Annotated in this window: 10 protein-coding genes and 3 pseudogenes; 1 reads left to right on the top strand and 12 read right to left on the bottom strand. The window is 47.1% G+C overall.

Features of this window, described 5'->3' with window-relative positions:
* The first annotated feature begins 52 nt into the window (after nucleotides 1-52).
* On the top strand, nucleotides 53-646 hold the full coding sequence (locus tag DXA97_RS20670; protein WP_021386789.1) for a hypothetical protein: 594 nt from the start codon (nucleotides 53-55) through the stop codon (nucleotides 644-646).
* Nucleotides 647-694: 48 nt separating this feature from the next.
* Here DXA97_RS20670 and DXA97_RS03330 read toward each other — a convergent pair whose 3' ends face one another.
* From DXA97_RS03330 to DXA97_RS03275, 12 genes and pseudogenes are all read right to left on the bottom strand, one after another.
* On the bottom strand, nucleotides 695-901 hold the full coding sequence (locus DXA97_RS03330; protein ID WP_002578948.1) for a transposon-transfer assisting family protein: 207 nt from the start codon (nucleotides 899-901) through the stop codon (nucleotides 695-697).
* Nucleotides 898-1494: a YodL domain-containing protein gene (locus DXA97_RS03325; protein ID WP_002304389.1), complete on the bottom strand. Its 597-nt coding sequence runs from the start codon at nucleotides 1492-1494 to the stop codon at nucleotides 898-900. The genes DXA97_RS03330 and DXA97_RS03325 overlap by 4 nt, the downstream gene beginning before the upstream one ends.
* 13 nt (nucleotides 1495-1507) lie before the next feature.
* On the bottom strand, nucleotides 1508-2353 hold the full coding sequence (locus DXA97_RS03320; protein WP_002304387.1) for an LPD16 domain-containing protein: 846 nt from the start codon (nucleotides 2351-2353) through the stop codon (nucleotides 1508-1510).
* Nucleotides 2350-4423 (bottom strand): annotated as a pseudogene (locus DXA97_RS03315) (DNA topoisomerase 3). Before DXA97_RS03315 ends, DXA97_RS03320 begins: the two are co-directional and overlap by 4 nt.
* Before the next feature lie 177 nt (nucleotides 4424-4600).
* Nucleotides 4601-5833 carry an ATP-binding protein gene (locus DXA97_RS03310; protein ID WP_002304383.1) on the bottom strand — a complete coding sequence of 411 codons (1233 nt, stop codon included), beginning with the start codon at nucleotides 5831-5833 and terminating at the stop codon, nucleotides 4601-4603.
* A gap of 151 nt (nucleotides 5834-5984) precedes the next feature.
* A pseudogene (locus DXA97_RS03305) lies at nucleotides 5985-6666 on the bottom strand (DUF4366 domain-containing protein).
* An 18-nt stretch (nucleotides 6667-6684) separates the two neighbouring features.
* The gene (locus DXA97_RS03300; protein ID WP_118651389.1) at nucleotides 6685-6912 is read right to left on the bottom strand and encodes a DUF4315 family protein; all 228 of its coding nucleotides are present in this window, start codon (nucleotides 6910-6912) and stop codon (nucleotides 6685-6687) included.
* Between the two features lie 14 nt (nucleotides 6913-6926).
* Nucleotides 6927-8663 carry a C40 family peptidase gene (locus tag DXA97_RS03295; protein WP_002304377.1) on the bottom strand — a complete coding sequence of 579 codons (1737 nt, stop codon included), beginning with the start codon at nucleotides 8661-8663 and terminating at the stop codon, nucleotides 6927-6929.
* A 3-nt stretch (nucleotides 8664-8666) separates the two neighbouring features.
* Nucleotides 8667-11054, bottom strand: a complete 2388-nt coding sequence (locus DXA97_RS03290; protein ID WP_002588967.1) for a VirB4-like conjugal transfer ATPase, CD1110 family — start codon at nucleotides 11052-11054, stop codon at nucleotides 8667-8669.
* Complete coding sequence (locus DXA97_RS03285) at nucleotides 11014-11448, bottom strand: PrgI family protein (RefSeq protein ID WP_002304375.1); 435 nt, start codon at nucleotides 11446-11448, stop codon at nucleotides 11014-11016. Before DXA97_RS03285 ends, DXA97_RS03290 begins: the two co-directional genes overlap by 41 nt.
* Before the next feature lie 17 nt (nucleotides 11449-11465).
* Complete coding sequence (locus DXA97_RS03280) at nucleotides 11466-12332, bottom strand: VirB6/TrbL-like conjugal transfer protein, CD1112 family (protein ID WP_002304374.1); 867 nt, start codon at nucleotides 12330-12332, stop codon at nucleotides 11466-11468.
* A gap of 25 nt (nucleotides 12333-12357) precedes the next feature.
* Nucleotides 12358-12441 (bottom strand): annotated as a pseudogene (locus tag DXA97_RS03275) (Maff2 family protein); the annotation flags it as partial.
* Nucleotides 12442-12612 lie beyond the last annotated feature (171 nt).

The following is a 12612-nucleotide window of genomic DNA, read 5'->3' as shown; positions in this document are numbered from 1 at the left end:
GGGCATTTACCGTCTGTCTGGTGTTAAAATCAAACACCTTCTGGAAATCCTCATGCTCGAAGTAGTTGTCGGGACTTTCCACGAACCGGCAATACATCGTATAGGATACGCTGTTTGCCACCGCATTTTTGAAAGCTACTTCGATGTTGAGTTCATCATACTCCTCAAGGAAGCTGTTGGCAACGATGTCGAGGAACTGCTTTTTGTAATCGTCCCAATACTCAGCCGCCAGTGCGGATGCAATATCTTCAAGCTGTGCTTCCAGTACCCCGTCAGCGGCAACACCGAAGGTACGCTCCATCGCTTCCATGACATAGGAGCGGTTTTCAGGCGTCACCTCCCACGGTTTCAGTTCCGGGGAAGAACGGCGAACGCCGGTATCCGCCACATCAAACACATAGCGCAGATACGGTTTATCCCTGTTCATCACAAACAGAGCAATGCCGGTAGAGCCACGCTTTACATATCTGCGGTAATTTTCAGCGTTCCAGTCCTCATAGGGCTTGCAAAAGGTCGCATTGGGGCGCTGAGCATAAATCATCACCTGTTCCGGATAGGTGAACTCATAGTTGCGGGACATCGTTCTCAAAAACGAAGTCCAGTTATCTGTGTTCGAGGTGATTTTCCCAATCGTTTCTTTTGCTAATCCGGAATAAAATCGCTCTTTTGCGTTCATTGTATCCCTCCAATCCTATCAATCCGGATAAAGGTTCAGCTTCTCAAAGGCGGCATCGTCCATGGCTGAAACTTTACGGAGAACCGAGTCTGCCAAAGCAAAAAGCTCTGACTCGTCCTCCGAAAGCTGTTCCTTCATCAGTGTCAGTGCTTCACACAGCCCTGACCTTGTGCCAGGGCTGTAAAGCATCATCATGTTCCGCTCATCCTGTGTGAAATCCATCATTCAATCTCCCTTTCCGGGTGGCTCTTGGGCGGCTTATGGGAAACATCCGGCACGGGCTTTTCCTTTAACTGCTCCAACACCGAAGGACGTTCCTCTAATCCGGACGCTTTTCCGTTATTGATGATACCGTCAATCATCCCATAATCATCTTCCATTGCCATCTCTGCGTTTTTCAGGTAGTTTTCGGACTTCATAAAGTTTTCCAGCTTCTGAAACCCAACAGAATCTACATAGTGAAAGGATACCTCACCGACTACCTTTAAGGCTACGATGTCGCTGACCGACATACTGTGACCACGGAAATCATCCGGGTGGTCAATATTGAACTTTACATACAAATCTTCCAGCTGCCGATTCACATCCTCGGACATAGAAATGGAGCCATGATAGACCACCTCGTAACGGTCAATCTCAGGCTCCATTTCTTTCTTCTGAAGGTAGCTGTAATTTGCAAACATGAGCGGGATATTATCGTCTACATCTTCCCGCAGCTGAAGAATCGCATAGGAATCCGTGGGGCTTTCCAGAAAAGCAACCATTCTGTCATCCGGGGTGGTATTTCCGTGAACATCATCCCATTTTTCGTTTTTCATATCCGTGTCCTCCTTATCGTTCAGGCTCTTTGCGTTTGGGAGAGGGACTGGCAGGCGCAGCTTTTTCTGCGGCCTGTGCCAGTTTTTCCATGACCGACTCACGCTTCGGAGAGTCGAGCTTATCCAGCTGACTTTTCAGCACTTTGGCAACCTCAACCGCAGTTTCCTCACGGGCTTCTTCAATGGCTGTATTCAGGAACTCACGATACGGAGCCGTATTACCAGCGGCAAGATCTGCCTTGATTTCTTGGATATGCGCCTGCACATCATCGACCTGATCCATATATTCATAGGGGTCGAAGTTCTCTGCAAAACGGTCGAGCTTAAAAGCAAGCTCAGCGATAGGGTCATTGACCACCACCGCCTGTCTGCCGACTTCAAAAGCCTGCTCCATGACATCCTCATAGAACATTGCCCGCAGTTCCCGGCGCTCCAGCCCGAAGGATTCCAGAATATCCCGGCGGACTTCGAGCATGGACAGTTCAGGGTTATCAACCTGACCGCCATCAATCTCGTTGTAGTTTTCATCCAACAGGGTGTAGTCGTAACCATCTTCGCAGGTCTGCACCGCAAGGATTCTATCCTTTCCGACCTTCCATGCGGCTTCATCGCCCATAATCTCAGGCTCCGGCATATAGCTTGCGCCGTTGCGCTCCATAATTTCTGCAAACTGGCAGATATGAAACACATTGTATCCGATCTGCGTATGATACTCGTCAATGAAGGTGCAGGGCTTCACAACCATTTCATCCGGGTAGTGAATCTGCACACAGCTGCCATCGGGGATATGAAACAAATCCTTATAATGGCTGTCGATAAATCGGATTTCCTTACCATCCGGGTTGTACTCATTTGTCATTTGCGCTTTCCTCCATTTTCAAATTCCATACTGAACTTCGTTTTGCCATCATCTGATACCTCCATAAAGACGGTGGCATCAAAGGTGTTGCCCGTTCTTTCGGACTTGCAATTCTTGAGCTTTACCTTGCCGGAACCAAGCAATTTCTGCGCCGTGGCAGAAGTCATGCTCTTGCCGATGCTCGCAAAGTAGCGATTGTTTTTCCAGAGGGCAAATTTGCAAGCTCTGTTGGAACAGAAAAATGCCTTGGCTTTGTCCTCTACAGCACTGCCGCAGAGCGGGCATTTGCCGATAGAATTGGCTTCTTTCGACATCATAACCTCGGAATCACGGATTACTTCATAGTTCTGAATCAGACCGGCAATCACATCTTTGATCTCGTCCATAAAGTCCTCGCTGGCATATTCGCCTTTCTCAATGAGCAACAATTTTTCTTCCCAATCCGCCGTCATGGATGGGGACTGAATCTGTTCCGGCATGACTGTTACCAGAGCCGTACCCTTGTGGGTCGGAATCAGGTGTTTGGTTTTCTTATCACCCTTACGCTCCAGAAAACCGATGCGAACCAGCTTCTCAATGATACCGGCACGGGTCGCAGGCGTTCCCAAACCTTTGCGCTCCACCTCATCAGGCATTTCGTCCGCACCGGCAGTTTCCATAGCAGAAAGCAGAGTATCCTCGGTAAAGTGTTTAGGGGGAGATGTTTTCCCTTCCTTGATTTCCGTGCCGCTGACGGTCATTTCGTCACCAACGGAAACAGAAGGGAGTGTCTGCACGTTTTCGTCGGATTTTGTCGAATCATTTTTCTGAACCAGAGCTTTCCATCCATCCTGCACAACAGTTTTGCCTTTGGTGGAAAACACGGTACCGCCACAGTCCAGCTCAATAACTGTCTCTGCGTATCGGTGCGGATCGCCAACAGCTACGCACAACCGATTCGAGATCAGTTGCAAAATTGCAAGTTCACCCTTGGGAAGTTCGCTCAGATTGCATTTCTGCAATTCTCTGGTCGGAATGATGGCATGGTGATCTGTGACCTTTTTGTTATTCACAACCTGCTCTGCATGAACTGGTATGTTATCCACATCCTCCACGGGGAATGTGTGGAAAGCCAGCTTTACGAGGTCGGTCAGGCTATGTGCCATATCTTCCGTCAGAAACCTGCTGTCGGTACGGGGATAAGTGACCAGTTTCTTTTCATAGAGGTTCTGCGTGTAGTCCAAGGTCTGCTGTGCCGTGTAGCCAAGCACACGGTTGGCTTCTCTCTGTAAACTGGTCAGGTCATAGAGCGCAGGCGGCTTTTCTGTTTTCTCCTTACATTCAGCTTTCTGAACGATTGCCACCGAACAGCTTTGTTTGACAGCTTCGGCTGCTGCCTTGGTTTTGAAGCGTTCGCTTGCAGCCGTAAAACCATCCAATCCAATCTGAACTGTGTAGAACAGTTCAGGCTTGAATGCGGAAATGGCAGCTTCTCGCATAACAGCCATAGCAAGGGTAGGGGTCATAACACGACCAACATTCAGGGTCTGCCCGTAAAGGGTCGAAAAAAGTCGAGTAGCGTTAATACCAACAATCCAGTCGGCTCGTTCTCGACACAGTGCTGCTTCATACAAAGCATCATATTCCGTTCCAGACCTGAGATTTTCAAAGCCCTCCTTGATTGCTACATCTTCCATCGAGGAAATCCAAAGCCGCTCAAACGGCTTTCTGCACCCGGCTTTGTGGTACACCAACCGAAAGATCAGCTCGCCCTCACGACCGGCATCTGTTGCACACACAAGACTCGCAACATCTTCTCTGGCCATGAGCTTTTTCAGAATCCCAAACTGTTTTTTCGTACCGGCAGAACCTCATACTGCCAGTCCATCGGAAGATAGGAAGGTCTGCATAAGCCCATTTGCTGTACTTCGCATCATAGACTTCCGGCTGTGCCAGCTCCACCAAATGCCCTACACACCAGCTGACCACATATCCGTTTCCCTCTAAGTAGCCATCCTCACGCTTGGCAGCACCTAACACTTTGGCAATACTCTGTGCAACCGAAGGCTTTTCAGCCAAAACTAATTTCATTTGCATCTGCTCCTTTCACAAAAAAATAAGCAGCCACACACCGTAGTGCATGACTGCTATGTAAAAAGTTCGGAAAGGATTTTTGCAACCTGATACAATTTTCTGTTCTACAATCTCCGTCATAATAAAAATATCTCCATCATTTCAAAAGAGAATGACGGAGATATTTCACCTTGCTTATTCTTGTAGCAACCAATCGGCTATATCGTGAATTTCGATTCCTTCATAGCTATATTGGGGATGTTTGGTTCTGGCAATAATCATTTTCGGATAAGCGTCTCGAATCTGAAGCAGAGGAGAGCATTCTCTCTCAAATGTTTCCTGCCCGGAAATGTTGTCGCTGACCTGAATATAAATCTTTTCGCTACCTCTCTGAGCAACAAAGTCGATTTCCTTTTGATAGAGCTTGCCGACATAGACATCATATCCACGGCGAAGAAGCTCGATACAAACAACGTTTTCATATACTCTGCCATAGTCTATATTTCTGCTTCCCAGTATTGCATATCGAATACCGCTGTCACACAAATAGAACTTTTCAGAGCTTTCAAGGTATTTCTTACCTCGGATGTCATATCTCTTAATATCATAAAATACAAAAGCATTGCACAAATACTTAATGTACTTGCCGACGGTTACATGATTGGTTGGAGTCTCATTTGCTGTCAGTAGCTGACTGACCTTATTCGGAGAAGTCAGGTTGCTGATATTATCCATAAGGAACTCGCTCAGACGTTGTAAAACCAAAGTGTCCGGGAGAGTATATTTCTGTACCAAATCCCTTGTAACAATCGTTTCGTAGACCTCTTTGATATAGTTTGTTCTGTCTTTTTCGGTTCTATAAGCATAGGAACCTGCTAAACCGCCCTTGATAGCGTACTCATCAAAGAGCTTATCTTTGTCACTAATATCATCATAATACTGGCAATATTCCTGGAAGCTGAAAGGAAACACATGAATTTCAATATAGCGTCCGGTAAACAGAGTTGCCAGATCTGCACTCAACAGGAAAGCATTAGAGCCTGTTACATAGATGTCGTATTTTCCCTTAGAGTACAGGCTATTGATTGCCAACTCAAACTTGGGACACATCTGAACCTCGTCTACAAACAGGTAGTTCGTTTTTCCTTCCTGATAATGTTCTTCCACATAGGCGTGTAAGGCATGGTATTCCTTGATTTCTTCATACGCCAAATCCATGAAGTCGATGAAGATAATATTGATGTTTTCAAAATTGCTTTTCAGATACGCAATATACGCCTGCATCAATTTGGACTTACCAGATCGACGAATGCCCGTGATGATCTTGATGTCAGGAGTACCATTCAGTTCAATGATTCTATCGAGATATTTTGCTCTCGTGATTGTTTTCATATAGTCACCCGCTTTCAAAAATTGAAGTTTTTTCATTTCTCGAAACCGCTTCGCTGTACTTATTATACTGTCTGCTAATAGTATATGCAAGATGTCACTTTCAAAAACGCAAATTTTTTTATTTTTTGAAAGCGGAAACTATGTAAAGGCAACCCGAAGGCTGCCCCAGGCATCAAGCCTATCCTGTTTACACAGGTTCATTATCATCTTCATCGACGGAGCTATCTTCATCGTCGTCCTCAAACTCCGGATCGTACCCATAGTCCTCGTCATCGTCCACATAATCAGCATCTGGGTCAGGCTTTGCCGCTTCCTGTGCCTTCTTCTTTTCCTGGACTTTCTTAAATACGAAGAATCCACCACCACAGGCAAGCACAATCAGAGTAAGAATCGCCGGGAGCATATTTGTGGATTTCGGCTTTTCCTCCGGTGTCGGTTCTGTAATTTCAGGAACTGTTTCAACTACTTCCGGCTTTGTTTCCTCAACCGGCTTGGTGAACTCTGCAACTTCTTCCTCGTCCATCAGCTTGAGCAGGTCGGCTTCATCCACCTGATTCAGAAAATGCACGGTTTCCTCGCCTTATCATCACGGTCAATGATGATATAGAAGTAGTTTCCGTTTTTGGTTACAGCGGTAATGAACTGCTTTCCGCTTTTCGTAGGCGAGCCAGCGTCATCAACCAAAGTCAGATTGCCGTCGGGAGTAAGCGGTAGCATCGGCTCCTCCGGCTCTGTTTCGGGAACTTTTTCTTCGACCGCAGGTTCTTCAGTCGCTACGCTTTCATCTACATAGCAAATGCCGTTGTAGAAAACACGCCAAAACACATTGCACACGCCAGCAATGCGGCTCCAATTTTCTTAAATCTCATTCTGCGTTTCCTCCTCATTCATAGTATTGATCGTATCAGCTTCGGAGCCATATCCGCAGCAAACATACGGAGCAGCTCGGAAAGCTGTTCGGGATTCAGGTTCGCAGCATGAACCATCTCATGGATTTCGGAATTTTCCTCCTCACGGTATCTGCGTTCCAGGTCTTTCACCTTAGCATCCCATTCTGCCCGTTTCTTACGGGCTTTTTCAAGGTCTGCACCTATTCTGTCTAACTTGGCACTCAATCGCCATCCCTCCTTTAGTTTCTGATTCTGCCGAAGCAGTAAAAATGCTGTTGCCAGTAATTCGATTCGATAGAAGCGTAGGAAATGGGGTTTCCGCAGTGGATCATCATACCATTGCCAACATAGATACCAACGTGTGATGCACCGGAGGTATCATAAGTGCCTTGGAAGAAAATCAAATCTCCCGGTTTGGCAGAGCTTTTCGGGATAATGTCGCATACGCCCATCAAACCGTTTGCGGTCAAACGACCAACACTCCAACCGTTTCCGCAGTGATTGATTACATAGGAAACAAATCCGGAGCAGTCAAAGGAGGTAGACGGGCTGCTGCCGCCCCACACATACGGGTATCCCAGATATTTTTCAGCTTCCCGAATCATATTGGCAAATCTTGTGTCTGTCAGCGCTTCGCCCGGAATATCATAATCGGTGTACTCGCCGCCAGGGGTGGCGTAAATGTCATTTCCGAAAATATCCGGTCTGTTGCCCCTTGTCTGAAGCAAAATTCTATATCGCTCCATATCATCTTCCGACAAGCCGGAATTTGAAATCACACTGTTCAAGCCCTTATTTCTGAGCTTCACATTCAGAATATAATATTCGTAATCTTCTTCCTCTGTTGTTGTCTCTCCCGTTTCGGGATCAGTAGAAGATGTTGTTCGTGTACGAATCTCTACTACTTCCGTCAGGGTCAGCTCATATTGTTGCTCAAATAGCCATTGCAGGGTAGCCTGCACCTCATCTCTGGTGTAATCCTCAAACTTCACCGTCAAATACGCCGCCAGCTCATAAGGATTGTGGTTGATTTCATCAAGGTCATACCGGTACTCGTCATATCCGCTATGAGTACGCTCGATATTATTGATTTTATTGCGGAGCGCAGCTTCCAAAGCCTTGTAATCATTGTCCGCACCAATAATATCTTCCTCTTTTGCAGTAAAAGAAGTTCCCAGAATGATCTGTGTGCCGCCTTGGAACATAGCCGAACAAGACGAGAACATCCCTGAGAGTATCATAAAAAGCAGTCCGGCAATCAAAACAAACAGAATCGTTTTAGAGTGTGTGGTGCAGAACTCCGTTACTCTTTCTGTGATGTTCTTGGCTCCCTGAGCTGCTTTGCCCGTTGCCTTGCCTGCACCCTTAGATGCAGAAGCCGTTGTCGAAGCGGTATTCTTACCGGCTTTGGCGGCAGCATATTCTTTCTTGATTGCCCTTTTCTGTTGCCAACGGGAAAAGGGATTGGAACCGGCATCGGGGTTGTCCTTTTTGAACTTCTCATACAGGGCATTTACATTTGCTTTATCTGACTTCTCAACCAGCTTTTCCGCCTTGTCGTAGGCTTTCAGCTTGTGACTGTAAACGGCATGATCGACGGTATAGACAGTGGATTCAACAGCCTTGGTCGTTTCCTGCACAGCCTGAACGCCGATATTATCATCCTCATATTCTGACACCGCCCGATGTGCTTTGGATGTGAGCGTGACTGCGGCACCACGGCTTGCCATGTGCTTTGCCACAGATGGGCGCTCGATTTCCGTAAACTCCGCTTTTTCAAAACGGAGCTTTGCTTTACGGGAACCGGCTGCATCTGTTTCCAGCTTTAGCTTCGGCTTTGCCTTTTTAGAAGCCAATTTGTCTGCCGCTTTTTCAGCCCTATCAACCGCCTTATCTGCACGGTCGGCAGCTTTCTTCACATGAGAATCTGCAAGGTCATCTTCGGTAAAACGGAGTCGTGTAGGTCTTTTCGCCATACATTACGCCTCCTTTTCCTGTGCCACCTCGTTTAACTTCGTGGTCATAATGCGATACAGTTCCAGATCTGTCGGGAATCGGTCAATGAACGGCAGAATCACATTGCCATAGAACAGAAGTCCTTCGCCCTCACCGGAGTTGGTTACATAGGACAGCTGATGCGGCGAAATGTTCAACCGCTGTGCCAGAATACTTCGGTCATCGCTTGCCTGATTCAGCATATAGATGAAATCAGAGTTTTCGAGGATGTTGGCAATCTCCGGGGAACGAAGCAGGTCTTTGACATTCTGAGTAATACCGGTCGGCAAGCCGCCCCATTTACGGAATCGCTTCCAGATTTCTACGGAATAGGTTGCCGTCTGTTCTTCCTTCAGAAGCAGATGGAACTCGTCAATATAATATCTGGTCGATTTACCGGCAGAACGGTTGGCAGTTACACGCCCCCAGACCTGATCCTGAACGATCAGCATACCGATTTTTTTCAGCTGATTGCCCAGCTCCTTAATGTCGAAGCACACCAGACGATTCTGAATATCCACATTGGTTCTGTTGTTAAACAGTTTCAGAGAACCCTTAACATAGATTTCCAAGGCGGTCGCTACATGGTGGGCTTCCTTTTCGTCCTGTTTCAGAAGGGCATCATACAAATCCTCAAGGATCGGCATATTCTCAGGGGCAGGATTGTCGAAATATCTCTGGTAAATCTGATGCACACAACGGTCGATAACCGTCTTTTCGATAGGCTGCAAGCCATCCTTACTGCCCATAATCAACTCACAGAGGGACAGGATAAAATCAGCTTTCAGTGCTACCGGGTTGTCATCCTCAGAGTAGTTCAGGTTGATGTCCATAGGGTTGATATAGTTGGTACTGGAGGAGCTGATTTTTACCACCTGACCATTGAACTTGTGAACCAGAGCCGCATATTCCGCTTCGGGGTCGCAGATGATAATATCGTCATCCGTAACCAGGAACGCATTGGTGATTTCACGCTTTGCGGAAAAGGATTTACCGGAACCGGGAGTACCCAGAATCAGTCCGTTGGGGTTCTTGAGCTTCTTTCTGTCCACCATGATAAGGTTGTTCGACAGAGCATTCAGCCCGTAATAGAGCGTTTCTCCACCATTCTGGAACAGCTCCTGCGTGGTGAAAGGCACAAAAATAGCCGTGGAACTGGTAGTCAGGCCACGACGAATCTCAATCAGGTTTTGTGCCAAAGGCAGGCTGCTCATCAGTCCGGATTCCTGCTGAAAATCCAAACGACGCAGATTGCAGTTATGCTTCTGGGCGATGCTCTGTGCCTGGAACACATTGTTCTCCAGTTCCTGCTCGGTGCGCCCGGTGTTCAGCACCAGAAATGTCACCATGAACATTCGCTCATTCTGGCTCTGCAATTCTTTCAGAAGTGACTTCGCATCTTTACCATAGGTAGCAAGGTCAGATGGGATAATGTCCATGTCATAGCCAGAACGCACAGCCTTTTTCTGTTCCTCGATTTTGGAACGGTCAAGCTCGGTGATGATTCTCTTGATGGTCTTAATCGCCGCAGTCTGGTCAACCGACTGGATGTGCATGGTCACGATCTGCGTGGATTCCATATCCAGAAAATCCGCCAGCATACGATCAGACAGGTCTGATGCCGTAATTGCCAGATAAGACATCGAACCGAAGATACTGCCCATCTGGAAGGTGCGGTTGGTCTTAAAGGCAAACGCCGTCGGAGCAATGAAGTCCTTTACGGACAGCCCGGATTCCACAAGATACTTCCAATCGAAGAAGAACTTATCATTATCACCCATGTGGAACATAGAGTGCATCAGATGCAGCCGCTCTTTGCCGTTCATGGTAGTGGCAATGACACCCAAACGCCGAAAGTTATTGAGCAGATCGTTTTCGATATGGTTGAGTCTCGGCTTTGCCTGCCGCATGGATTCGGCTTCAATGCCGAATGTCAGGTACTTGGTTTTGGTCAAGCCGTTGTTGCCCTGCGCCAACTGCTTTTTCAGCATCTGGCTATACTCGGCACGGACGGGATTGAAGCTGTCCTTCTTGAACGGGATACGGATACTCTTTTCAAAGCTTTCAGCATCGGTACTCAGGTTCATAAAGGAAAGCTCAAAGTGAATGGAGCTGTCAAAGAAATTCAGGAAACTGCACCACTCATCGAAGATGGCAGTCTTATCTTCCTGCTGTGCCAGCTGATAGTTGATGTCCTGAAACTGAATGGTCTTGGTGTAATAACTGTCAGTGACACGGCAGATGCCATCCGGGAACATTCTCTGAAAGGGAATGGACTGCTGTGCAGTCTGCGGAATACCGTTGTCCTTCTTTGCCCGTTCCACAACAGCTTTAATTTCTCGCTGCTGCTTCCGATTCAGATTTGCAGGCATTTTGATGTTTCTTGCCTGTGGCTTCTTTTTGAAAAACAATTCGTTCAACCTCCTTTTCCAGTTTGTACTGACGCATCAAAGCGTCATAATAGTTGTCCGTCTGATAAGGGCGAACCTTGGGACGAACGAATTTGGTCTGAATGAAGTGTTCTACAACCACTTCCAACGGCTGACTATCCTTTTCATACATTGCCAGAAAGAACAACGGTAACATGACGATCATCATGGACAGTGCTGCAAGGCTCACATTTCCGGTTGCTTTGACCAGAAAGAAAATCGGCACTCCGATGAGCGCCGCCGCACCAAAGCAAAGTAACTGCCGTTTCGTCAGATTGAAGAACACTTTTGTTTTTACCCTCGTCAGGTCACGAGGTACGGGAATATACGCTGCCAAACAATTTCCTCCTTCCCTTAGTGAGCGCTGAATACACCCTTCGCAAGCGAACCAGTCTTAAACAGGGTGAAGCACAAAAGGACGGTGTAGCCCATAACACCCCAGATAGAACCGATGATGTCATCACTGAATGCGATAGACTGAATCAGCACCGCATAAATGCCCACGCAGATCATAATCAGGAATCCCTGGAATCCGATTGCAAACAGCGAACGCAGATAATTCTGTCCGATATTGCTCTGTTCTCTGTTTCCAAAAGTGGAAAGCGGAATCGGGGCAAGGCTGACCATCAGATAAATTTCAATCATTCGACCGTAGACGATCACAAAGATGATGATTGCCAAAGCGGACATCGTGACCTGCACGATAAAGGATTGCAGGAACAAGCCGAGCAAAGGACCCAAATCCATTGCCATCAGCGTTTCTTCCATTGTTTCCAATGCCGAAGCATCTATGGCAGTATTTCCGGATATGATACCGGCGCTTGCGTTTATAACGTGCTGTGTCACATCAAACACAGCCATCGTGATATTGAATGTGTTTGTGATTAACATGACCGCAACAAAAGTCTTGAACACCCATTTGAAGAAGATCCAGGTTTCAAAATTTGCCAGATTGTTGTGGTCAATAATCATCTGAATTAGCTCATAACAGGCAATGAAGGTCAGAATCAAGCCTGCGATTGGGATAATCACTGACTCGGAGATGTTTCGTACCATGGCAAAGACACCCGGCGAAAAATTCGCCGGGGTCATGCCAACGGAGGTTGCTATCTCGCCAACCTGGTTGTTGACGGACTCAAACATCCCCGACAGATTTCCCATAATAGCTGAAACGAGCATTTCTTTCAGCCAGTCTGTGATCTGTTGGAGTATGCTGTCCAAAGGCGATTACCTCCTTGTTTTGTGATTAACCGAACAGTCCGGAGAGCAGAGGTACAAGGGTGGTGCCGATGAGGGCAACACCGCCGCCAGCCATGAGCTGTTTTATCCCCAATTAGGTGTAAAACTCTGCTCGATGGCGGGCGGCGGCGTACAAAAATCTATATGGTGTTTTTAAGAGAACCGTCCCGGCGGGACAGGTCAGGCAGTGACCTGTTCCACCTCCGGGATGGGTTTGAGATTAAAATGAATTTCGATAGAAATGTGTCTTGTTTTATCTTCG

It is taken from the genome of Clostridium sp. OF09-36, from assembly GCF_003481985.1.
Taxonomy (GTDB): Bacteria; Bacillota; Clostridia; order Lachnospirales; family Lachnospiraceae; genus Brotaphodocola.
Note: the sequence above shows the minus strand (reverse complement) of the source record. Positions and strands in the feature narration are given on the sequence as shown.

What these genes read in the sequence shown, in the direction of transcription:
- DXA97_RS03320 (WP_002304387.1), bottom strand. Translation starts at nt 2,353, where the DNA reads ATGACAAATGAGTACAACCCGGATGGTAAGGAAATCCGATTTATCGAC.
- DXA97_RS03330 (WP_002578948.1), bottom strand. Translation starts at nt 901, where the DNA reads ATGATGGATTTCACACAGGATGAGCGGAACATGATGATGCTTTACAGC.
- DXA97_RS03325 (WP_002304389.1), bottom strand. Translation starts at nt 1,494, where the DNA reads ATGAAAAACGAAAAATGGGATGATGTTCACGGAAATACCACCCCGGAT.
- DXA97_RS20670 (WP_021386789.1), top strand. Translation starts at nt 53, where the DNA reads ATGCTCGAAGTAGTTGTCGGGACTTTCCACGAACCGGCAATACATCGT.
- DXA97_RS03310 (WP_002304383.1), bottom strand. Translation starts at nt 5,833, where the DNA reads ATGAAAAAACTTCAATTTTTGAAAGCGGGTGACTATATGAAAACAATC.
- DXA97_RS03295 (WP_002304377.1), bottom strand. Translation starts at nt 8,663, where the DNA reads ATGGCGAAAAGACCTACACGACTCCGTTTTACCGAAGATGACCTTGCA.
- DXA97_RS03290 (WP_002588967.1), bottom strand. Translation starts at nt 11,054, where the DNA reads ATGCCTGCAAATCTGAATCGGAAGCAGCAGCGAGAAATTAAAGCTGTT.